Source organism: Mesorhizobium sp. M0601, assembly GCF_040320845.1.
GTDB lineage: Bacteria > Pseudomonadota > Alphaproteobacteria > Rhizobiales > Rhizobiaceae > Mesorhizobium.
The window spans coordinates 405642-427917 of sequence record NZ_JAMYQK010000001.1 but is presented as its reverse complement, the minus strand read 5'-3'; the positions used below and the strand labels follow the sequence as shown (position 1 = coordinate 427917).

22 protein-coding genes are annotated in these 22276 nt (G+C 62.6%); 8 read left to right on the top strand and 14 right to left on the bottom strand.

Annotation, left to right across the window (positions count from 1 at the left end):
* Nucleotides 1-68: 68 nt before the first annotated feature.
* The 6 genes from dxs to NKI41_RS02110 form a co-directional block, all read right to left on the bottom strand.
* Nucleotides 69-1982, bottom strand: a complete 1914-nt coding sequence (gene dxs / locus NKI41_RS02135; protein WP_352470661.1) for a 1-deoxy-D-xylulose-5-phosphate synthase — start codon at nucleotides 1980-1982, stop codon at nucleotides 69-71.
* An 81-nt stretch (nucleotides 1983-2063) separates the two neighbouring features.
* Nucleotides 2064-2984, bottom strand: a complete 921-nt coding sequence (locus NKI41_RS02130) for a pirin family protein (protein ID WP_352540104.1) — start codon at nucleotides 2982-2984, stop codon at nucleotides 2064-2066.
* 9 nt (nucleotides 2985-2993) lie between these two features.
* Nucleotides 2994-3260, bottom strand: coding sequence for a DUF2277 domain-containing protein (locus tag NKI41_RS02125; RefSeq protein ID WP_352681157.1), 267 nt, complete (start codon nucleotides 3258-3260; stop codon nucleotides 2994-2996).
* Nucleotides 3261-3369: 109 nt separating this feature from the next.
* On the bottom strand, nucleotides 3370-3621 hold the full coding sequence (locus tag NKI41_RS02120; protein WP_352681154.1) for an exodeoxyribonuclease VII small subunit: 252 nt from the start codon (nucleotides 3619-3621) through the stop codon (nucleotides 3370-3372).
* A 3-nt stretch (nucleotides 3622-3624) separates the two neighbouring features.
* The gene (locus NKI41_RS02115) at nucleotides 3625-4551 is read right to left on the bottom strand and encodes a histone deacetylase family protein (RefSeq protein ID WP_352470663.1); all 927 of its coding nucleotides are present in this window, start codon (nucleotides 4549-4551) and stop codon (nucleotides 3625-3627) included.
* 133 nt (nucleotides 4552-4684) lie between these two features.
* Nucleotides 4685-5338: a TetR/AcrR family transcriptional regulator gene (locus NKI41_RS02110; RefSeq protein WP_352470664.1), complete on the bottom strand. Its 654-nt coding sequence runs from the start codon at nucleotides 5336-5338 to the stop codon at nucleotides 4685-4687.
* Between the two features lie 118 nt (nucleotides 5339-5456).
* On the opposite strand from NKI41_RS02110, the gene NKI41_RS02105 reads away from it, so the two are divergent.
* Nucleotides 5457-6680, top strand: coding sequence for an MFS transporter (locus NKI41_RS02105; protein WP_352470665.1), 1224 nt, complete (start codon nucleotides 5457-5459; stop codon nucleotides 6678-6680).
* Between the two features lie 58 nt (nucleotides 6681-6738).
* Here NKI41_RS02105 and ribB read toward each other — a convergent pair whose 3' ends face one another.
* Together ribB and aroC are read right to left on the bottom strand one after the other, a co-directional pair.
* A complete protein-coding gene (gene ribB / locus NKI41_RS02100; RefSeq protein WP_352449900.1) occupies nucleotides 6739-7839 on the bottom strand; it encodes a 3,4-dihydroxy-2-butanone-4-phosphate synthase in 1101 nt (366 codons plus the stop codon).
* A gap of 120 nt (nucleotides 7840-7959) precedes the next feature.
* Nucleotides 7960-9060: a chorismate synthase gene (gene aroC / locus NKI41_RS02095; protein WP_352470666.1), complete on the bottom strand. Its 1101-nt coding sequence runs from the start codon at nucleotides 9058-9060 to the stop codon at nucleotides 7960-7962.
* A gap of 276 nt (nucleotides 9061-9336) precedes the next feature.
* Here aroC and NKI41_RS02090 point away from each other — a divergent pair, with 276 nt between their 5' ends.
* A complete protein-coding gene (locus NKI41_RS02090; RefSeq protein WP_023716902.1) occupies nucleotides 9337-9600 on the top strand; it encodes a DUF1344 domain-containing protein in 264 nt (87 codons plus the stop codon).
* Nucleotides 9601-9663: 63 nt separating this feature from the next.
* Here the strand turns inward: NKI41_RS02090 and NKI41_RS02085 are convergent, their stop codons facing one another.
* Nucleotides 9664-10251, bottom strand: a complete 588-nt coding sequence (locus NKI41_RS02085) for a histidine phosphatase family protein (protein ID WP_352501966.1) — start codon at nucleotides 10249-10251, stop codon at nucleotides 9664-9666.
* Nucleotides 10252-10282: 31 nt separating this feature from the next.
* Nucleotides 10283-11104: an enoyl-ACP reductase FabI gene (gene fabI / locus NKI41_RS02080; protein WP_352449903.1), complete on the bottom strand. Its 822-nt coding sequence runs from the start codon at nucleotides 11102-11104 to the stop codon at nucleotides 10283-10285.
* A 571-nt stretch (nucleotides 11105-11675) separates the two neighbouring features.
* Between fabI and NKI41_RS02075 the strand changes: the two genes are divergently transcribed.
* The 4 genes from NKI41_RS02075 (at nucleotide 11676) to NKI41_RS02060 (ending at nucleotide 16789) form a co-directional block, all read left to right on the top strand.
* Entirely contained in the window at nucleotides 11676-13256 is a 1581-nt protein-coding gene (locus NKI41_RS02075; RefSeq protein WP_352681151.1) for a hypothetical protein, read from the top strand.
* Between the two features lie 84 nt (nucleotides 13257-13340).
* Nucleotides 13341-14363: a phosphatase PAP2 family protein gene (locus NKI41_RS02070; RefSeq protein ID WP_352681149.1), complete on the top strand. Its 1023-nt coding sequence runs from the start codon at nucleotides 13341-13343 to the stop codon at nucleotides 14361-14363.
* Between the two features lie 9 nt (nucleotides 14364-14372).
* Nucleotides 14373-15920: a S8 family serine peptidase gene (locus tag NKI41_RS02065; RefSeq protein ID WP_352612392.1), complete on the top strand. Its 1548-nt coding sequence runs from the start codon at nucleotides 14373-14375 to the stop codon at nucleotides 15918-15920.
* A 167-nt stretch (nucleotides 15921-16087) separates the two neighbouring features.
* Nucleotides 16088-16789, top strand: coding sequence for an adenylate/guanylate cyclase domain-containing protein (locus tag NKI41_RS02060; RefSeq protein ID WP_352501968.1), 702 nt, complete (start codon nucleotides 16088-16090; stop codon nucleotides 16787-16789).
* Between the two features lie 135 nt (nucleotides 16790-16924).
* Here NKI41_RS02060 and NKI41_RS02055 read toward each other — a convergent pair whose 3' ends face one another.
* Together NKI41_RS02055 and NKI41_RS02050 are read right to left on the bottom strand one after the other, a co-directional pair.
* Nucleotides 16925-17851: a DnaJ C-terminal domain-containing protein gene (locus NKI41_RS02055; RefSeq protein WP_352501969.1), complete on the bottom strand. Its 927-nt coding sequence runs from the start codon at nucleotides 17849-17851 to the stop codon at nucleotides 16925-16927.
* A 100-nt stretch (nucleotides 17852-17951) separates the two neighbouring features.
* Complete coding sequence (locus NKI41_RS02050) at nucleotides 17952-18413, bottom strand: RT0821/Lpp0805 family surface protein (protein WP_352470671.1); 462 nt, start codon at nucleotides 18411-18413, stop codon at nucleotides 17952-17954.
* Nucleotides 18414-18452: 39 nt separating this feature from the next.
* Between NKI41_RS02050 and pdxH the strand changes: the two genes are divergently transcribed.
* Nucleotides 18453-19070 carry a pyridoxamine 5'-phosphate oxidase gene (gene pdxH, locus NKI41_RS02045; protein WP_352470672.1) on the top strand — a complete coding sequence of 206 codons (618 nt, stop codon included), beginning with the start codon at nucleotides 18453-18455 and terminating at the stop codon, nucleotides 19068-19070.
* A 182-nt stretch (nucleotides 19071-19252) separates the two neighbouring features.
* On the top strand, nucleotides 19253-19612 hold the full coding sequence (locus NKI41_RS02040) for a hypothetical protein (protein WP_352681146.1): 360 nt from the start codon (nucleotides 19253-19255) through the stop codon (nucleotides 19610-19612).
* 72 nt (nucleotides 19613-19684) lie between these two features.
* Here NKI41_RS02040 and NKI41_RS02035 read toward each other — a convergent pair whose 3' ends face one another.
* Nucleotides 19685-20437, bottom strand: coding sequence for a crotonase/enoyl-CoA hydratase family protein (locus NKI41_RS02035; RefSeq protein ID WP_352681144.1), 753 nt, complete (start codon nucleotides 20435-20437; stop codon nucleotides 19685-19687).
* A gap of 53 nt (nucleotides 20438-20490) precedes the next feature.
* The gene (locus NKI41_RS02030) at nucleotides 20491-22254 is read right to left on the bottom strand and encodes an acyl-CoA dehydrogenase family protein (RefSeq protein ID WP_352501974.1); all 1764 of its coding nucleotides are present in this window, start codon (nucleotides 22252-22254) and stop codon (nucleotides 20491-20493) included.
* Between the last annotated feature and the right edge of the window lie 22 nt (nucleotides 22255-22276).

Here is a 22276-nt window from a genome sequence, read left to right as displayed (position 1 = left end):
ATTGATTCAGGCTAGCATCTTGCAGCCAAGTTGAATCGCTTCGGCGTCGCCGGAAATGCGTCTAAAAACTAGGCGCGCTGGGCCTGCGCGGTATGCCCCAGCGCCACGAACACGGTGCGCACGATGCCGGCGCTGTCCAGCCCGGCATCGGCATACATCTTTTCCGGCTTGGCATGGTCGACAAATGTGTCGGGCAGCACCAGCGGGCGCACCTTCAAGCCGCTCTCCAGCAGCCCTTCATGGGCCAGGAACTGCAGCACATGGCTGGCGAAGCCGCCGACCGCGCCCTCTTCCACCGTCACCAGCACCTCGTGTGAACGGGCCAGCCGCCGGATCAGGTCCTCGTCGAGCGGCTTGGCAAAACGGGCATCGGCGACCGTGGTCGAAAGCCCGGCCGCGCCAAGCTCCTCGGCCGCGGCCAGGCAATCCTGCAGCCTGGTGCCGAAGGAAAGCAGCGCAACCTTGGTGCCCTCCCTGACGATCCGGCCCTTGCCGATCTCCAATACCGAGCCGCGTTGCGGCATCTCGACACCAACGCCGTTGCCGCGCGGGTAGCGGAAGGCGATCGGGCCGTCATCGTAGCTTGCAGCGGTGCGTACCATATGGCGCAGCTCGGCCTCATCGGCCGCGGCCATGACGACGAAACCGGGCAGCGTCGCCAGGAAGGTCGTGTCGAAGGCGCCGCAATGGGTGGCACCATCGGCGCCGACGAAGCCGGCGCGATCGATCGGAAAGCGCACCGGCAACTTCTGGATCGCCACGTCGTGGACGACCTGGTCGTAGGCGCGCTGCAGAAAGGTCGAGTAGATCGCCGCGAAAGGCTTGAAGCCTTCCGTGGCAAGACCGGCGGCGAAGGTCACCGCATGTTGCTCGGCGATGCCGACATCGAAGGTCCTCGCCGGAAACGCTTCGCCGAACAGGTCAAGCCCGGTGCCGTTCGGCATGGCGGCGGTGATGGCGACGATGCGGTCGTCCTCTCGGGCCTCCTGGATCAGGCTTTCGGCAAACACCTTGGTGTAGCTCGGCGCATTGGCGGGCGCCTTGGTCTGGGCGCCGGTGATGACGTCGAATTTGTTGACGCCATGATATTTGTCGGCCGCTGCCTCGGCCGGGGCGTAGCCCTTGCCTTTCTGGGTCACGACGTGGATCAGCACCGGGCCGTCGGCATTGTCGCGGACGTTCTTCAGCACCGGGATCAGGTGCTCGAGGTTGTGACCGTCGATCGGGCCGATGTGGTAGAACCCCATTTCCTCGAACAACGTGCCGCCGGTGACGTAACCGCGCGCATGCTCGACCGCTCGCTTGATGGCGCGATCGGCGCGCTCGCCGAGATACGACGTCAGCTTCTTGCCGAAATCGCGCAAGCCCAGATAGGTCTTGCCCGACGCCAGACGGGCCAGATAGGCGCTCATTGCGCCGGTCGGCGGAGCGATCGACATATCGTTGTCGTTCAAGATGACGATCAGCCGGGCATCGAGTGCGCCGGCATTGTTCATCGCCTCATAGGCCATGCCGGCCGACATGGCGCCGTCGCCGATGACGGCAATGACATTGTTGCGGCCATCGGACAGATCGCGCGCCATCGCCATGCCGAGGCCGGCTGAAATCGAGGTCGAGGAGTGGGCTGCGCCGAACGGATCGTATTCGCTCTCGACGCGACGGGTGAAGCCGGACAGGCCGCCCTCCTGGCGCAGCGTGCGGATGCGGTCGCGGCGGCCGGTCAGGATCTTGTGCGGATAGGCCTGGTGGCCGACGTCCCAGATCAGCCGGTCGTCCGGCGTGTTGAAGACGTAGTGCAGCGCGACGGTCAACTCGACCACGCCAAGGCCGGCGCCGAGATGGCCGCCGGTGTGGGAAACGACGTCGATCAGTTCGGCGCGAAGCTCTGACGCAAGCTGCGGCAGGTCGCCTTCGGCAAGCGTGCGCAAATCGGCTGGGACGCGGACCTTGTCGAGAAGCGGCGTATCGGGCTTTGCGTTCACTGTTTGCGAGCCTGGTCAGATTTTCTGTTCATCGTGAAATATGCCGCTGGCCGGCGAATGTAAATGTGGCGGTAACGCGCATCAGCTTTCGGGCAGCGGGATGAACTCTTGCTCGTCTCCAGGAACGATATCGAAGCGGCCTGTCTTCCATTCTTCTTTCGCCTGCTCGATGCGTTCCTTTGAGGACGATACGAAATTCCACCAGATATAGCGTTTCGAACCGAGCGAGGCGCCGCCAAACAGCATGAAATGGGCGCCGCGTTCCGATGAGACAACGATTTCGTCGCCGGGCCGGAAGACCAGCAGCCGCTCGGCCGGAAAGCGGTCACCGGATATCGAAACCTCGCCTTCCAGCGTATAGATGGCGCGCTCCTCGGCATCGGCCGGGATTTTCACGCTGGCACCCGGCGCCAGCCTGAGATCGGCATAAAGCGTGTCCGAAGCGGTGGCGACCGGGGAGCGCAGTCCGGAAAACGCACCGATGATCACACGGCCGCTGACCCCCTCGGCCTCGACTTCGGGCAGGCGCAGGGCTGCGGTGTTCTCGAAGACCGGCGCGACCTCCTCCTTGCCGTCCGGCAGCGCCAGCCATGTCTGCAGGCCGGAAACCGACATCGGCGCGCCGCGCAGTTCTTCCGGCGTGCGCTCCGAATGGACGATGCCACGGCCGGCGGTCATCAAATTCACGTCCCCGGGCTGGATTACCATCTCGGTGCCGAGCGAATCGCGGTGCCTGATCTTGCCGTCGAACAGGTAAGTCACCGTAGACAGGCCGATATGTGGGTGCGGACGCACGTCGAGCGCCTGGCCCGCTCGCAGAACGGCTGGACCCATGCGGTCGAAGAAGATGAAGGGTCCGACCAGCCGGCGCCTGGCCGTCGGCAAGGCGCGGCGAACCTGAAATCCGCCAATATCCTTGGCATTCGGAATGACCATCAGCTCGATCTGATCGCTGGCGAAGGCATCGCCCATCTGCGGATCGTTTCCGGGAAAGAAGCTCACGCGGTCCCCTCAGGCGAAGCGAAGTGCGGATTTGGCCTTCGCCTTGGCCGCCACCTCTTCGCGATCGCGCGGATGCTGCGTCGTCTCGAGGCTGTCGAGCAATTCGCGCGCCGAGGCGGCAATGGCCTCGACGGCATGGTCGAACGCATGCTGGTTCTGTTTCGACGGCCGCGTCGTTCCGCTCAGCTTGCGGACAAACTGAAGTGCGGCATCGCGGACCTCGTCATTGGTTGCCGGCGGATCGAAATTGAACAGGGTCTTGATGTTTCTGCACATCCTTCGCAATCTCCTCTCGTCCTGGAGCCGTTTCAAACGGGATGAGTTTTACCCTCAATCGTGATGATATCCAAAGCCGGTAAGCAAAATTGTCGTTCGACGCCGCGCCTCAATCCGCGTCCAACGGCTCTGTCCCCACCGGCTTGCCGTCACGCGACAGCCTGATTTTCTCGACCTTGTCCTCGGCCGCCTTCAGCAGCCGGTCGCAATGCGCCTTCAGCGCCTCGCCGCGCTCGTAGATGCGGATCGACTGGTCGAGCGGAACGTCGCCGCGCTCCAGATCGTCGACGATCCTCTCCAGCGCCTCGAGCGCCTGCTCGAAGCTCATCGCCTGGACGTCCTCGTTGGTCTCACCAGCCATCATCTATCCCTTCATCAGCCGCCCAACATGGGCGGCGACTGAAAATGCCAATCCCTGCAGATCGTAGCCGCCCTCGAGCACGCTGACGAGCCGGTTGCGGCTATGGCGCCCGGCTCGTTCGAGCAACTGGCCGGTCGCCCAGTCGAAATCATCCTCAGTCAGGTTGATCTCGGCCAGCGGATCGCGGTGGTGGGCATCGAAACCGGCGGAGATGATGATGAGATCGGGCGCAAAATTGTCGAGCGCCGGCAGGATGCGTGACAGAAAGGCGTCGCGAAAACTATCGCTGCCGCTCTGCGGCGCCAGCGGCGCGTTGACGATGTTGCCGGCGCCGGTTTCGCTCACAGCCCCGGTTCCCGGGTAAAGCGGCATCTGGTGTGTCGAGCAATAGAGCACCGATGGATCGTCCCAGAAAATGTCCTGCGTGCCGTTGCCGTGATGTACATCCCAGTCGACGACGGCGACACGGTCGGCGCCATGGTTCTTCTGCGCGTAGCGTGCCGCGATCGCGGCGGTGTTGAACAGGCAAAAACCCATGGAGGTGGTCTTTTCGGCATGATGGCCGGGCGGCCGTGCGGCGACGAAGACGTTTTCGGCACGGCCGGTGAAGACGTCGTCGACCGCGGCGTTGGCTGCGCCGATCGCGGTCACGGCCGCCTGCCAGCTCTTCGGGCTGGCGGTGGTGTCGGCATCGATACGGGCGATGCCGGTGTCCGGTATCGCTGCACGGACCCGTTTGACGAATTCGGGCGGATGTGCGTAGAGGATGGTTGCCTCGTTGCCTTCCGGCGCCTGGACGCGATCGAGCGCCGCGAACGCCTCGTCGTCAAGCACACGCTCTATGGCGCGCAAACGGTCCGGCCGCTCCGGATGACCGGGCGGTGTTATGTGCTCGAGGAAAATCGGGTGGGTATAAAGTCGCGTGACCATGCCCCGATATAGGCGCGCCTCGCCGCTTTGGCCATGTTTTCGCGCGCTGGTGAGGCGATGTTCAACAGGGTTTAGGCAACCGGCGTCGGCTGAGCCCACCGCGAGCCGCCTGGGATCGGCGAAAAGAATGACCTCAGGCCGGTGATCGGTCAATCTGGGGCTGCTTCGCTGACGATCGATCAGGCTTAGGCAGCTTGCCGGTGCGATTGAGCAGCCCTTCCAGAAGAACCTTGAACGCCTTCACTGCCTTCTTCGACGTCGCTTCGGGATCGTTCGAATTTGCGATCCACTGCGCCCCATGCAACGAAGCGCCGCTGACCAGCCTTGCCGCGGCTTCGGGATCGACGGCGAGAATTGTCCCCTCGTCGCTCAGTCTTTGCAGGCTCTCCGTCATCGAGCGGATGCATGTGCTCTGGCTTGGCCATTGCGATGGATCGCCGAGCACCGCCGGCCCGTCACGAAGCACGATACGCTGGATCTCCGGCTCCAGCGCCATCTCGATATAGGCGGTGCATTCGTCGACAAAGCCCTGCCAGAGATTGCCCGGCTTGGCCGAAACGACCTTCAGCCGGGCTGCCATTTCGGCGTCGATCTCGGCGATAACCGCCTGGAGTAGGCCCTTCTTGTCGCCGAAGTGATGATAGAGCGCACCGCGCGTCAGCCCGGCCGATGCCGTGAAGTCATCCATCGAGGCTTCGGCATAGCCGAGCGTGCCGAAGGCCTGGCGCGCCGCTCCGATCAGCTTGGCGCGGGTTTCGGCAATCATCTCCTTGCGTGGTCTATGCATGCTCTGGCCCTATTACCATACGTCTCGTATGCCAATTGACATACGCCGCGTATGATCTATTTAAACTCATACGCTACGTATGTAATCGCCGAACCGGCCGTTGTCGAGGAGCCAGACCATGCAAAATCCCTATTCCCAGATCTTTCGCGCGTCGGGCGCCAAGGGCTTTGCCGCCGCCGGCTTCGTTGCCCGGCTGCCGATGGCCATGGCTCCGATCGGGATCGTCGCGATGCTGTCGCAGACCGATGGCGAATACTGGCTGGCCGGTGCCGTCTCCGCGACATATGCGCTGGCCAACGCTTTTGTCGCCCCGCAGGTATCGCGACTGGTGGACCGCCTCGGCCAGACGCGGATTGTGGTGCCGACCACCATGATTTCCACGCTCGCTTTTGCGATCCTGATTGCAGCGGCCAATCAGCATTGGCCGATATGGACGCTATTCGTCTCGGCGCTGCTCGCCGCCATCATGCCCAGCATACCGGCAATGGTGCGCGCACGCTGGACCGAGATTTTTCGCAACCGCCCCGAGTTGAACACGGCGTTCGCCTTCGAGTCGGCGGCGGACGAACTGGTGTACATCGCCGGCGCATCGCTGTCGGTAGGGCTGAGCGTCGCGCTTTTCCCGGAAGCGGGAGTGCTCGCGAGCACATTGTTCCTCGCCTTCGGTTCGACGGCCTTCATCCTGCAGCGTTCGACCGAACCGCGAGCCCGACCGGTGGAACACGGTTCGGGCGGCTCGGCAATCCGGCTGCGGCCGGTCCAGATCATCACCTTGGCCCTGATCTTCATCGGCGCGACCTTCGCCACCACGGAGGTGAGCACCGTGGCGATCACGAAGGAGCTTGCCCAGCCGGGCGCCGCCAGCTTCGTCATCGGCGTCTACGCGCTCGGATCGTTCGTCGTCGGCATCATCATCGGCGCCCTGAACCTGAAAGTGCCGCTGCAGATTCAGCTTGCCATCGCAATCGCCATCATTGCGCTTACCTCGCTGCCGCTGCTCGTCGCCGACACCGTGCCGCTGCTGGCACTGGCCGTCTTCGTCAGCGGCGTGGCAATCTCGCCGACCTTCATCACGGCATTTGGCCTGATCGAACGGCGCGTGCCCGAGGCGGTGCTGACCGAGGGCGTGACCTGGGTGATGACCGGCATCGGCATCGGCATGGCGCTCGGCTCGTTCGCCGCCGGCTGGGTAGTGGACGCTTTCGGCGCGCAGAACGGGTTCTGGGTATCGGTGGCATCGGGCACAATCGCGCTGGTCATCGTGCTCGCCGGCCAGCGCAGCCTTGCCGCGCCGAACTGCGACATGCCTGCATGCGACGCAGCCGCGGTCGCTGCGGAATAGTTTCCGGTGCGTTCGGCCCGAGCCGGGGCCGGACGCATACCAGCACCGTGAGAATGGCCTAAAGAATCTCGGTCTTGGCGATGTGGATGCCAAAACCTTCGAGGCCGACATAATGGCGCTCGCGCGAGGCGATCAGATTGATCGAGGAAATGCCGAGATCCTTGAGGATTTGCGCGCCGAGGCCGATCTCGCGCCATTCGTTTTCGCGGCGACGAGCCTCTTCATGGTCCTCGCGGTCGCCGGCAGCCGGCCGCTTGCGCTCCTGATGGGCGACGCCGACCGAGCCTTCGCGCAGATAGACGATGACGCCGCGTTGGCGCTCGCCCATTGCCTTCATGATGGCGTCCAGCCTGTGGCTGGTGCCGAAGACGTCGCTGACCACGTCCTCGGAATGAAGGCGCACCGGCACCTCGACGCCGTCGCGGATATCGCCGAAGACGACCGCCACGTGATGCATGGAGTCCCAGGGCAGCGTGTAGGTGAAGACCTGCGCCTTGCCGCCCGGCGTCTCGATGTCGGAACAGGCGACGCGCTCGACCAGCGTTTCCTTGCGTTGCCGGTAGCCGATAAGGTCGGCAACCGAGATCTGCTTCAACCCGTGCTTTTCGGCGAAGGCCTGCACCTGCGGGCCACGCATAACGGTGCCGTCATCATTGACCAGCTCGGAAATGACGCCGACCGGCGGCAGGCCGGCGAGCTTGCAGAGGTCGACAGCGGCTTCGGTATGGCCCGAACGCATCAGCACGCCGCCTTCGCGCGCGATCAGCGGAAAGATGTGGCCGGGGCGCACGAAATCGGACGCGCCGACATTGCCGTTGGCGAGATTGCGCACCGTCAGCGTCCGGTCGTCCGCCGAAATGCCGGTCGTGGTGCCGTGCTTGAAGTCGACGCTGACGGTAAAGGCGGTGGTGTGGGCGGAATCATTGTCAGCCACCATCGGCGACAGGTTGAGCCGCTTTGCTTCCTCGCGCGGCATCGGCGTGCAGACGATGCCCGACGTGTTGCGGACGATGAACGCCATCTTTTCCGGCGTGCAATGGACGGCGGCGACGATCAGGTCACCCTCGTTCTCGCGGCCGTCATCGTCCATAACGACGACGATCTCGCCGCGCTCGAAGGCGCGCAGGGCTTCGACGATTTTCTTCTGGTCGTAAGGCATGGGTGCTCGCTTCGCTCGCGGGAACAGGGGAGTAAGGGAGTAGGGCAGTACGGGAGTAGGGAAAAGGAAAAAATGCTGTCGTGGGAGCTGCGTAACCTACTCCCCTACTCCCCTACTCCCCTACTCCCTTCCCGTTTGTCCCCGATGACGCAGATAATGATCGGCAATGGCGCAGGCAACCATCGCCTCGCCGATCGGTACGGCGCGGATGCCGACGCATGGATCGTGCCGGCCCTTGGTCATGATCTCGACGTCGTTACCGTCCTTGTCGATCGACTTTCGCGGCGTCAGGATCGACGAGGTCGGCTTGACGGCGAAACGCGCGACGATCGCCTGGCCGGTCGAGATGCCGCCGAGGATGCCGCCGGCATTGTTGGACAGGAAGACCGGCTTGCCGTCATTGCCCATGCGCATCTCATCGGCATTCTCCTCGCCGGTGATGCGGGCGGCCTCGAAACCGTTGCCGATCTCGACGCCCTTGACGGCGTTGATCGACATCAGGCCGGCGGCGATGTCCTGGTCGAGCTTGGCATAGATCGGCGCGCCAAGCCCCGCCGGAACGCCGTCGGCGACGATCTCGATGACCGCACCGACCGAGGAGCCCGCCTTGCGGATGCCGTCCAGATATTTCGTGAAGACGGCGACGGACGCCGGATCAGGCGTGAAGAACGGGTTTTCGGCGTCGCCGACGAAATTCCAGTTCCAATTGGCGCGATCAATCGATTTATCGCCCATCGACACCAGCGCGCCGCGCACCACCATGCCGGGCACGACCTTGCGGGCAAGCGCCCCGGCCGCCACCCGCGCCGCCGTCTCACGCGCCGAGGAGCGACCGCCGCCGCGGTAATCGCGCAGGCCGTATTTGACCTCGTAAGTGTAATCGGCATGGCCCGGCCGGAACTGGCGGGCGATGTCGCCATAGTCCTTGGAGCGCTGGTCGACGTTCTCGATCAGCATCGACACCGGCGTGCCGGTGGTGACCATCGTCTCACCGTCCTCATCGAGGATGAAGCCGGACAGGACCTTGACCTCGTCAGGTTCGCGACGCTGCGTTACAAAACGTGACTGGCCGGGGCGGCGCTTGTCGAGTTCGGCCTGGATCTCGTCGCGAGTGAAGCGGATGCCTGGCGGACAGCCGTCGACGACGCAGCCCAGCGCCGGCCCATGGCTTTCGCCCCAGGTGGTGACGCGGAAAAGATGGCCGAACGTGTTGTGCGACATGGAACCAGCCCTGCCGGCGTCGGAGCCGGCCTAGCGCATGACCCCGAAAATCGGAGCGATTTTCGGAAAGGATCATGCACAAAATCAAAAGTGCTACAGCGTCCCCTTGCGCGTCCAGGAGGACGCGCGGCGCTGTCGCCTGCCTTCTATTGGCGTTTTCCACAGTGGTCAAACTGTGATCCCGCGGATTTAGTTTTGACACATTCGATTGGTTTCTGCTCAGTTCCGTTCCGTTGGACGGAGCCGCTGTACCGGCAATGATTAAAGAGGACGATGATGCGTATCCTGATTGGCGCTGTTGCCGCCACGCTGTTGATTTCCACCGCCGCCTTCGCCGGCCAGACCGAGGGCCTGATCAAGAAGGTCGACAAGGATGCGCTGACGCTGACGCTGGACGACGGCAAGTCCTACAAGCTGAACGCCGAAACCGACCTCGATGCGCTGAAGCCAGGCATGGACATCGTCCTCGCCTACGACGTGACGAATGGCGAGAACGTCGTCACCGACATGGAACTGCCGGACACCGGATCGACCGAGTAGGACGCGTCGATATTCAGCTGATGCCGGCCCGACCTGATCTCAACATACGCTAGGTCATCGGTCTCAGAGCCACTCCAGGCGCCGGCCGTCCAGTCTGAGCACGCGATCCTGCGGCACTTCCATGCTGACCGCATCTTGTTCGGACATCCCCAGTACCAAGCGGAACATTACGCGCATGATGCCACCATGGGTCACGCAGACCGTCTGGCGATCGAGCGCGTCGAACCACGGCTTCACCCGTTCGAGCAGCATCTGGTAGCTTTCGGCGCCCTCGCCGGGCGGCTGGAAATTCCATTTATCGAGGCGGCGGCGCCTGGTCGAACCGGGATTGTTCGCCTCGAGTTCGGCAAAGGTGAAACCCTGCCAGTCGCCAAAGCTCAATTCCACGAGCAGCGGCTCGGTACGATAGGCGTACGGATCGAGCTTCATCGCCGCGCGCAGGCGCTCCATCGTCTCGCGCGTGCGCCGCATCGGGCTGGCGACAAAATCGAAATCTTCGGGCTTGTCGATGAGTTCGGCCAGCCTGCGCCCGTTGCGGCTAGCCTGCTCGCGGCCGAGCTCGTTGAGGTCGGTATCGGCCTGCCCCTGCAGCCGGGCCTCGGCGTTCCACGCCGTCTGGCCGTGGCGCACGATATAGACGAGCGGGTACATCAGGTCTTCCGGAAGAGGTCAGGCGGTGGCGTCAGTCCTTGACCGTCGAAATATCCGGCGCGTCGACCGCCTTCATGCCGACGACATGATAGCCGGAATCGACATGATGGATCTCGCCGGTGACGCCGCGCGAAAGGTCGGACAGGAAATAGACGCCGGAATCGCCGACCTCCTCCTGCGTGACCGTCTGCTTCAACGGCGAATTGTATTCGTTCCATTTCAGGATATAGCGGAAATCGCCGATGCCGGATGCGGCAAGCGTCTTGATTGGGCCGGCGGAGATCGCGTTGACACGGATCTTCTTGGCGCCGAGGTCGACGGCCAGATAGCGCACGCTGGCTTCGAGTGCCGCCTTGGCGACACCCATGACGTTATAGTGCGGCATCACCTTTTCCGCACCGTAATAGGTCAGCGTGAGCAGCGAGCCGCCGTCGGTCATCAGCGCCTCGGCACGTTTGGCGATGGTGGTGAAGGAATAGACCGAAATATCCATGGTGCGCAGGAAATTGTCGCGCGTCGTCTCGACATAGCGGCCGGTCAGTTCGTCCTTGTCGGAAAAGGCGATGGCGTGGACGAGGAAATCGAGCTTGCCACCCCAGTGCTTGCTGACATTTTCGAACACCGCATCGAGGCTGGCCGGGTCGGTCACGTCGCAATGGCCGGCGACATGCGCGCCCAGTTCCGCCGCGAGCGGCTCGACGCGTTTCTTGAACGCCTCGCCCTGATAGGTCAGCGCGATCTCGGCGCCATGGTCGACACAGGCCTTGGCGATGCCGTAAGCGATCGAGCGATTGTTGGCGATGCCAAGGATAAGGCCGCGCTTGCCGGCCATAAGGCCCCGTCCACCCGCCATGTCAGCGCTCTCCGAAAGGTTCTCTGCTTTGTGGAGTGCCTATCGCACAGCCACAGTGCCCCTTCAAGCGTTCAAAGCGGACAGTTCGGGGGACAAAAGCGTTTGCTCAACAGCGCCGCGCGTCCTTTGGACGTGCAAAGGACGCTGTAGCGCTTTGACCTTGCAGTCATGGGCCGGTGGGAAAATCCGACACCTAGTGTCCGTGTGGCACGGCGGAAGAGGACCCTTTGGCGGAAGTTCGTTGGCCCGTGGCCGAAGCACGCTCATGACCCCAAGCCGACAATGGGACCGCTTACATCGAACGACCGCTTGATGTCGCTACCGAGTCCTTCCGTCACAGCAGAAATCCCGTCTCGAATCCTTTGCCACGTGTAGGTTTGACCTCACGGAAGCCGAGAATTACAGATAGACTTATATTAGCAGATGCTATATTAGGGTGCGGGGACGCGAGGGGCCGCTAGTGTACTCGGATTGCCGTCCTTTCCTTAGATTGATTGGGCCATTCGCGATTGAGAGCGCGGATGGCGCGGACGTCACGCCGCATGGCAGACGGTCTAAAGCGCTCTTGGCCATGCTCGCCCTGGCACCCAACGGTACGCGGAGCCGAAAATGGCTGCAAAGCAAGCTCTGGAGCACTCGCGGCGAGGAGCAGGGTGCAGCGAGCTTGCGGCAGGAGCTGTCCGAGGTTCGGAAGTCGCTCCGCCGCGCCGGCATTGATCTAATCTCGACCGATCGTGATGTGGTTCGACTCGACGTCGCTTCGATCGGCATCGATTTGAACGATCCACCCGAAGGCTCTGCCACGCGTGATCTGCTTGAGGGCCTCGATATTCGCGATCCAGAGTTCGAGGATTGGCTTCGTGAGCAAAGAAGCCAATGGCCCCGGCCTCGCACAGTGCCAGCAAACGTCTTTCCTGTTGCCGCGGCAGATCAGTTGTCCGGACAGCGAAGCGCCTCACTTCTGAATTCGTCGCGGCTATGCTTGGGCCTGGTTCGCGATGCCAGGTGGACGGAGGGCTCCGCTAACAGGGCCGTCAGCGACCTTGTCCTGGATCTGGTGGTTCGATCGATCCTGAATTTCGAAGTGGTCGACGTCGTGGATTTTCAAGCGCAGGGACCGCTGACCCAAGCGCCTGACACTGCGCTACCAGACTGGCTGTTGCAAACCAGGGCAACGGTGGTGGGCGACAGAGTGGGCCTGACATTTGCATTAATTGCGCCCGGTGACAGCCGGCTCTTGTGGTCGCATACGGATTTTCTCGAGCCGGCCGACCTGACTGGCCCGGCGAGCCTGAAGCTGATGTCGTTGGTCAATCAGATCGTGTTTTCGATCCTCGAATTCGTTCTCGATCCTAAGTCCATCCGCGACGAGCCCCGACACCGGGCGTCTCGGCTTGCATTGACAGCGCTGCGACAGGTATTCCGCATGCGCGATACGGACCTGGATTCGGCGGAGCGCATGCTCGCCGAAGCATATGAGCTCGACCCGCGTAGCACGTATCTGGCGTGGCAGCTGTTTGTGTTTGTCACCCGCTTTGGCGAGAGACGGGTCGGCCGCTCGGGCACCTTTCACGATCAGGTTCGGGAATGCGCCAGTCGCGCCGTCGAAGTGGCCCCCTTCAATCCTATCACCCTGGCGTTGGCCGCTCATGCCCATTCGTTCGTCTTTCGTGAATACGCACAGGCACTGGAACTCGCCGATCGAGCGATAGCCGCTAACCCGCTGCAAGCCATTTGCTGGGACATGCGTGCCTTGACGCTCGGCTATCTCGGCGAAGTGAAGCGTGGCTATGAGGATGCGATGCGCGCACGTGCACTGGGCGGGCCTCCCCTGTATCGTTACTGCATCGATACCACGTGCTGCATCTTGGCAACTCTGAACGGGCGCTTCGAGGAGGGGATACGTCACGGCGAGCGTGTCCTTGCGCAGCAACCCACATACCTACCCGCTTTGAGATACTCGGCTGCCTGCCACGGGCATTTGGGGCATACTGTGGAGGCAGTTCGAACTATCGAACGCTTGCGCGCCTGGGAGCCGGATTTCTCGCTCGAGCTGCTTTCGGAGGAGAATTATCCAATTGCAGGCGTACTCGGAGTTTCGGTTATCAAGAGCGGGTTGTCGCGGATAACGCTGCCAAGGTACGTACCCTAGCGCTGCGCACCGCAGGCGTTACGTCGAGGCTCCGACCACCAGTTGGCGCGGATCAAATTTAGAAGCTTTAGTTGAGGGGTGGACATGATGTCGACAATTGATCTCAATAACAAGTTGTTTAGCGCCCGATTCTTAGTAAGTGGATCGGCCATAAGGCAATATCCGCTGATATTGGGTGACGCAAGTCCTGAAAAATCTCTTGAGGAATACATCAAAAATAGAGGCGGCGAAAAACTGCATCCTTTCGCGTCTATGATGACCAAGAGCAGCGTTCTGTCGATTCAAGAAGAGCAGATCGTGATAACGATTTCTGATGACCCTGTGGAGGGTGCCATGCGCCTTTCGCCAGCCTTCCTGGCGGGGCCGAGCGCAGGTCGAGGTCGAGGCAGGGGCAGAGGGCGCGGACGAGGACGGGGACGCGGCAGGGGGCAAACGGCTTTCGAAACTGGCGAGGAGGCTTTGCCGGCGTGGCACGACAAGCGTGCCTTGCACAGGATCGGACTAAGCGTCGCCAACAAATATCTCGGTGCGATCTGGGAGGACATTCTTATCGATCCCCCGCCCGGACCTTCAGAGAGCCTCAGGGAGACAGAAGCGCTTATCGATCTGCAGAAGAGGAGGGAAGGTGACCCGCTGCGGCGCGAGGAGATCGTCCGCCAAGCATCGTTCGGGATTTTGGACTACACGGCACCGCTCGGAATAGACACTCTCGCGGGCTTCGAGGGGACATGCGCATTGATCGTTGCGATCCTCGAACTCACGGAGGAGATCGGGCTCAACTACAAAGATCGATTCAATCGGCCACGGCCCAACATCATTGAGCCGAGGCTGCGGCCGGCGCTTCCGGTTCCTTCGCACGCTTCCTACCCGTCCAACCATTCATTTCAGTCATTTGCAGTGGCGAACGTTCTGCAACGGATGCTGCCCGAGCACGCCGGCGTAACCGCGGTTTATGAGCGCGCCCGCCGGGTGGCCGAGAACAGGGAATGGGCCGGGCTGCACTACGCCAGCGACACCGATGCCGGCGAGGGACTGGCTGCGCGCATTTCTCCGTACTTGGTGGACGCGATGGATGAAACGATCAGACGCGCCCAGAGCGAATGGTAGGTGGGTGCCATGATGGACGACATCAAGAAGGGCGAAGGCCATCTTTGTTATGACTGGTATCACTACCTGTGGCACCTGATCGCAATCGGCGCCTTACGCGATCGTCCGCGCATCCCTGAAGCGCGGTTGCCGCACGAGGCCGCATACCTGCTGGAGGCCGACGCCTGGGATTTGTTGGGTACTGACAAGCCCGGTTACGGCGAGGTCATTGCCCAGATCGATACGGGAGTGAACTCAAGCCATCCCAATCTCGAGCCTCGTATCCTTTCTGCGGTCAGCTTCGCCGCTCACCCTTTCGGGTTGAGTTACGTCACACCCAAGCAGCAACCGCTCGTCTTGCGAGGGCCGGAAAAAAAGCAGAGCAAGAGCTTTGTGGGCGACGATACCTGGGCGTGGGCGGCAAGCCTGATCAAATCGAGGAACAATGCGCAGGAAGTCGAGGTTCAGAAATCGCTGCTTCGAGCACTGAAAGATGGGCGCGGCGTAATTCAGGAGACTGCTGAGACCTCGCGTATGCGCTACTCAGCGCACGGGACCGCCTGCGCCGGGCTGATGGTCGGCGCCCCTGCGGCCCCGCCCACGAAGTTGAGGCAATTTAGCAACGGTGAAGGCGCAATACCTTATTGGGGGGTCGCCCCAGGCGCTGAACTCCTGCCGATCGAGATTTCAGCACGGCCCGACGCAGCGCAGCTCATTCTGGCGTTCCTCTATGCCCGCGACCAGAAGGTTTCAGTCATACACTTTCCCCGGGAAGTACCCGATCCATGGCGAGCGCACCGTTCCTATCCTGGATATGGCGACAGCAGATATACTTCGGTCGAACAGGCAAAGCCAATTTGGGATTATTTCGAGACGCTTTTCGAGGCGATCAGCGAGGAAATCCCCATCATCTGCGCAGCCGGCAACGATGGCTACGACCATCTGATTTACCCGGCGAGCAAGGCCGGCGAAAGCAATGGCGTGGTTGCGGTGGCGGCCGCCACTTATCTGGCGAGACGTTCGGCATATTCCAACTACAGCGGCGATCCGACCGACAATTCCGTCACCATTTCCGCGCCGTCCGACGACCAGGAGGTGTGTACACGCTGCCAAATACGACTGGACCGTGAGTCGCTGCGTTCACGTGACCACAATTTCGAGATCTACGAGAAGCTCCCCCAGGTTGAATACGCGCCGCAGGGCGTGCTCACCACGGACATCCCGGGCCACCACGGCTATTCCGGCGGACAGCTGGAAGGAATCCAGCCACCGGGCGTCGAAAGCAGAGACCGCGCCGGGCTCTACACAGTATTTGGCGGAACATCTGCAGCCTCGGCCATCGTCGCGGGAGCAGCCGCTTTGTTGCAGTCGAAACATCGCTCCACCGGTAGGCCGCTCAACGGCATAGAGGTTAAGGCGAAGATGACCCAGTCAGGCGCAAAGGAGGTTTCATGGCCTTGGCTTAAAAAAGCTGACGTTCCGATTCTACCGGACAGCCCTAATTGCGAGAGAAGGGTGCCTTCGTTCGATCAGCAGTTTGGAGCGGGGCTGCTTGACCTCCGGAAGTTGCTGAGCTGAGGGTCCCGCCGAATTTTGACTAAAAGGTCGGCTGCAAGCCGCCAAAGCCGGGCCCGAATGGATTTCTGACGTAATTCTGACGTGCCCGCCACGGCGGGCTTACGATCCGCCTACGCCGTCCAGTCATATTCGAGCGACATTTGAAACCGCTCGGGGGCCGGACTCCAATGCATCCGATCACTGCCTATACGAATCCACAGACTGACCGCGTGCTCCCGTCATTCGGCATGGGTGAAACGAAATTCCAGCGCGCCATCGCCACGATCATGTTTACCGACGTGGAGGACTCGACCGGCTTGGCGAGCGCACTTGGCCTGATCGAAACCACGCGGTTCATGATCGAGCACTTCACGTTGACCCGCCAGGTCGTGGTGGCCAATGGGGGGATCGTTCAAAACTTTACAGGCGACGGCGTGCTAGCTCTCTGGCTGGGGAGCGAAATGACGCCCAGCGAAACGGCGCTAAAGGCGCTGGCCGCCGTCGCGGAACTGGTACCGGAAATCTCGCTCGGCAACGCTTGGAAGCGTTCAATGGGCTCCCTGTCGCGCCGCATCAGGATCGGCTTACACTCCGGCGAGGTGATGTTCGTCAACGATCGCCAGCGGGATTTCTCTTTTCTGGTCGGCTCGGAGGTAAATTTCGCCCGCCACGTCGAGCAGGCTGGCAAGAGGGAGAATGGCGCAGGCGTCGATGCGCTGGTGATGGTCAGCGGTGCGACCCTCCACCTTGCTGGCCTGGCGACTGCATCGATCGACCCCTACAAGCTTGTGCGGCTAACCCCCGCCGAACTGGCTCATCGCCAGTCGGTCGACTGGCCTCGACCGTGTTCGCGAAGCGGAACTATGGCGCGTGCAAATGTCGGCCTTTGAGGCGTTAGCTGACGTTGAACCTACTTCGGCCAAATGGCGGCTCCTGGCGCTGGTTGCTCGTTTCCTGTCAATAACCGACGCGGCATGAAACCACTCACGCCCGCTTACGACGTCAAGCGCCGGCCTTTTCGACCGTCAGCGCTTTCGCCGGCGCATCAGCGCCTCTAGCTCGGCGTCGCCGCCTTCCGGCAGCATCAGCCGCACGTGCGCGTAGAGGTCGCCGTGACCGCCGGCCTTTTCCGGCAGGCCCCTGCCCTTCAGCCGCAGAACCTTGTCCGAGCTCGACCAAGGGGGGACGTTGACCGCAATCCTGCCGGTCGGGGTTTCGACTGCCACCTTGGCGCCATGCACCGCATCGGCCAGTTCCACCGGCAGGTCGACATGCAGGTCGCGGCCCTCGACGCGGTAGCGCGGGTGCCGGCGGAAACGGATCTTGACCAGCGCATCGCCCGGCTGCCCCGGTCCTTGCTCACCCTGGCCTTTCAACCGGATGGTCTGGCCGTCCTCGACATAGGCCGGCAACTTGACCGCCATCTTGCGGCCGTCGGGGAACATCGCCGTCACTTTCTCGGCGGTGGCGGCTTCCTCGATGGTGACGTCCAGCGTCACGTTGAGATCTGCGGCCGTCGGCGCCTGACGGCGGCCGCCCGTGCCGGCGCCGCGCTGCTGGCTGAAAGCATCGCCGAAGATCTGGCTGAAGATGTCGCTGTTGCCGTCGAACGGGTCACCACCGGGACGGCCCGTGCGGAATTCGAAATGCGCGCCGCCCGGCCCTTGCTGCCGGCGGAAACCGGCGAAAGGATCGGCGCCGCCGGCCGCACTCTCGAAACCCTGAAACCGCGGTTTGCCTTCGGCGTCGATCTCACCGCGATCGAAAGCCGCCCGGTTCTTCTCGTCGCCGACGATCTCGTAAGCCTGATTGGCGGCGGCAAAACGCTCCTTTGCCTTGGGATCCGGATTCTGGTCCGGATGATACTTCTTGGCGAGCTTCCGGTACGCCGATTTTATGTCCTTGGCCGATGCGTTCTTGGCAACGCCCAGCACCTCATAGGGGTCGCGCATGCTTACTGCCCTGGAGAAGGAGTGGTTCCATGATCGCCTCCTATATGCGCTTGCATAGGAAGAAATTCCAGTGGCTTACCGCTATATAGCCGGCGGAAAATCAGAGCGCCTTGAAGTCCTGCATTCGCCAGGCGCTGCCGCCGGCCAGGCATACTTCGCCTTTGAACAGCGCGACGCCGTCGAAGCTCTCGCGCGACGCGGTGAAGCGACGGCATGTCTCACCGTTAGCCCTGAATTCTGCGAGCTCGGTGATGGAGCCGCGCGAGCCGGTGTCGGCATTCGCCCAGGGAATGGCCTGCCCGGCCAGTTGCTCGACGTCGGCGGAGGACACGGCGTTGCGGATCGTAGCCTGGTCGGAAGCGCGGTCCTGATCGAGCGGCGTGACTGAGGCCGGCGTGCTCGAGGTCAGTATCGAGCGGTCCACCTCCGCCTGCTCCAGGCTGAAGCCGCCCCCGCCACAGGCGGCAAGCGGCAGGATGATTGTCACGATCATGGCTTTGGCGCTGGCCGAAGCGATAACGCTCCATTGCCCACTGTCAAAAGCTTGCGCGATACGCGACAATCGGCAATCTCCCCAGCCGGCGACAAATTTGGGAAAACTATGAGCGAAACCGGGTTAACAAGCGGTGACTTTACCGAGGCGGCGGAGCCGTTCCGGCTTTTTGCGGCGTGGCTCGACGACGCTACGAAGAGCGAGATCAACGACCCCAACAGCGTGGCGCTGGCGACGGTCGATGCCGAGGGCATGCCGAATGTGCGAATGGTGCTGCTCAAGGGGTTCGATGAGGGTGGCTTTGTCTTCTACACGAATTTCGAGAGCGCCAAGGGCCGCGAGATCCTTGGCAGCATGAAAGCAGCGATGTGCTTCCACTGGAAATCTCTGCGCCGGCAGGTGCGGGCGCGGGGCCCGGTGGAGATTGTCACCGACGCCGAAGCCGATGCCTATTATGCGACGCGTCCGCGCGGCAGCCGCATCGGCGCCTGGGCCTCCAAGCAGTCGCGGCCGCTGGAAAGCCGCTTCGCGCTGGAAAAGGCGGTTGCCGAATATACCGCGCGCCACGCGATCGGCGAGATCCCGCGGCCAAAACACTGGTCGGGCTTTCGCATCGTGCCGCAGAGCATTGAGTTCTGGCACGACCGTCCGTTCCGGCTGCACGACCGTGTCGTGTTTTCGCGCAACGCCGAGGGCGGCTGGGACAAAATGAGGCTTTATCCGTAGGGCACGACGGTGGAGCGCCGATCTCCCCCTTGTGGGCCCTTGTGGGGCAGATCGGCAGCTTCCGCACCGGCGCCCATTTTTTCAGCCCTTCTTCCTGGTCATGAAGGCGGCCAAGGCCGGGCCGCTTCTGGCGGATTTCCAATTCCCACGATCACGATCTCGTGTGCGTGAAACGTTCCAGCTTGCCGGAACGAACCAGGAAAGGGCTCAACGCGCCGCTGGCGCAAATTCAGGAGGAAACAATGCATTCACTCAGGTTGGTCACGATGGCCGGTCTTGCCTGTCTCTTCGCTTCGCAGGCCTTTGCGGAGGATGCGATGGGGACAATGACGGTGATGAAGGGTGGGGAGGTCATGGCGATCATGCCCGATGGGCATATGGGCACCATGATGCCCGACGCGAAGATGAGCGCCGAAATGATGAAAATGGCGAAACCGATCAAGCATTGCATGATGTTGATGACCGACGCCAAAGGCAAGACATTCATGATCGACACGTCTTCGGCAAAGGCCCAGGCCGAATGTAAAAAAATGGCGATGTGACAAAGAGATCATGGCAAGAAAACCCGCCGGTTGCTGCCGGCGGGTCCACGATGCGAGACAAGGCCAGAAGGTCTAGGCCTTCTTCCTGGTCATGAAGGCCGTCAAGGCTGCGCGGGCCTCGTCGGATTTGAGCCGCTCGCGGAAATGCTGGCTTTCTTGGCCGATGCGCTCGACAAGGGCGTCGCGCGAGCCGCGCATCAGGTCGCGCGCGATCTTCAGCGCTTGCGGCGGTTTGGCAGCGATCTGGCCCGCCGCCGCCAATACCGATGCTTCGAGTGCCTCTTCCTCGACCACCTCATAGATCAGCCCGGCGGCCTTCGCGCGCTCGGCCGAAAAGCCCTCGCCGAGGCCAAGCAGCGCGAAGGCGCCTTGGCGGCCGAGGATCTGCGGCGCGAGCAGGCTCGATCCTGCCTCCGGCACAAGGCCGAGATCGACGAAGGGCGTTCGGAATAGTGTGCGCCGCGTGGCGAACGTCAGGTCGCAATGTAGGTTGAGCGTGGTGCCGATACCGACGGCAATGCCGTCGACGCCGGAAACCATCGGCTTTTCCACCTTGGCCAGCGCCATCAGGAAATCCCAGACCTCGGAACCGCCTTCGCCGCCCGAGGCGACGACCATGAAATCGGCAAGGTCGTTGCCGGACGAAAAGGCACCGGGCACGCCGAGAAAGACATGGACGCGGATCGCCGGATCGGCGTCGCCGCCGGCAAGAGCCGCCGACATCGTCGCGTACATGGCGCGGGTCAGGGCGTTCTTCTTGTCCGGACGGTTCATGCGGATGATCTGGATGGCGCCCTGGCGCTCGACGAGGATGTGGTCTGTCACGGATTGGTCCTTTGTGAATTTCGGGCCTTTGTGAATTTCGGCGCGTGCGAACGTCAGGCTGAAATCAGCGCCTTGCCGGCAACGGCAAGGCTGTCGGCGCCGCCGACGACGCGCTCTTTGAGCGCGGCCACTTCGCCAAGCAGGTTCTCGGCGAAGAACCGGCAAAGCGCGATGCGGTTTTGGTCGGCAAGCGCGCCGCGCGCCAGATAGGCCCCGCCCGCGGCAAGCGAGATCAGCGTGAGATAGGGTGTGGCGCCGGCCAGCGCCTCGTCCGAACGGCCTTCGGCCTGCAGGTCTTGCAGCAAACGGGTTACCTGGGAGAGCTCGTCGAGCGCCTGGTCGAGGCGATCGGCGGTGCGGCCGAAGCCTTCAAGGTTCGACGCTCGCACCGCATCGGCGACGGCCTTGAGTTCGGCGATGTAGCCATGCACATGCCGGCCGCCGCCGAGCGGCAGCTTGCGTGTCACCAGATCGATCGCCTGGATGCCATTGGTGCCTTCGTAAATGGGCGCGATGCGCGCGTCGCGATAAAGTGCTGCGGCCCCTGTCTCCTCGATGAACCCCATGCCGCCATGCACCTGCAGCCCAAGCGAGGCGACCTCGACGCCGACGTCGGTCGAAAAGGCCTTGGCCAGCGGCGTCAACAGATTGGCGCGTTCCTGCCAGTGCTTTGCATCTTCGCTCTGCGACGCAAGATCGATGGCGTGGGCGCAGGAATAGCAGATGGCACGGGCAATCTGGGTCAGCGCCTTCATGGTCAGAAGACTGCGCTGGATGTCGGGGTGATGCACGATCGGCGCCATGCCGGCACCGCGATAGCTCGCCGCCTTGCCTTGGCGGCGATCGTTTGCATAGGCGAGCGCCTTCTGCGTCGCCGCCTCGGCGACCGCGACACCCTGAATGCCGACGGCAAGGCGCGCATTGTTCATCATGGTGAACATGCAGGCGAGGCCCTTGTTCTCCCCGCCGACCAGCCAGCCGATCGCGCCGGGCGCGGTGCCTTCGAAGCCATCGCCATAAATCATCGTGCAGGTCGGCGAAGCGTGGATGCCCAGTTTGTGCTCCAGCCCGGAGCAGAAGACGTCGTTGCGTGCGCCCAGCGCGCCATCGTCTCCGACCAGGAATTTCGGCACCAGGAACAATGACAGGCCGCGTGTGCCGGCCGGCGCGTCCGGCAGCCGCGCCAGCACCAGATGGATGATGTTGTCGGTGAAATCGTGCTCGCCATAGGTGATGAAGATCTTTTGCCCGAAGATGCGGTAGGTGCCGTCGCCGGCCGGTTCGGCGCGGGTTCGCAAGGCATTCAGGTCCGACCCTGCCTGCGGCTCGGTCAGGTTCATGGTGCCCATCCATTCGCCGGAGACCAGCTTTTCCAGATATCTGGCCTTGAGTGCCTGCGAGCCATGTTTGTCGAGTGCTTCGACCGCGCCCATGGTCAGCGTCGGGGCGATGCCGAACGCCATCGAGGCGGAGTTCCACATTTCGAGCGCGGCGACGCCGAGCATGGCCGGCAGCGCCTGGCCGCCATACGCTTCAGGCGCGGACAGCGCATTCCAGCCGCCGCCGATCCAGCGGCGATAAAGTTCCTTCCAGCCGGGCGGGGTGGTGACGGCAGCGCCGTCGAGCACCGCGCCTTGCTGGTCGCCGATCTTGTAGAGCGGCGCCACCTCCTCACTGGCGAAGCGGCCGGCCTCGGCCAGAATGGCGTCGACGAGGTCCTCGCCGAGTTCGCCAAAGATGCCGGTATCGAGCGCCGGCTTCAAGCCGGCGACATGCTTCAGGGTGAAGGCGATCTCCTCGACCGGTGCCCGATACATGGCGCTCGCTCCTCCTCTGTCC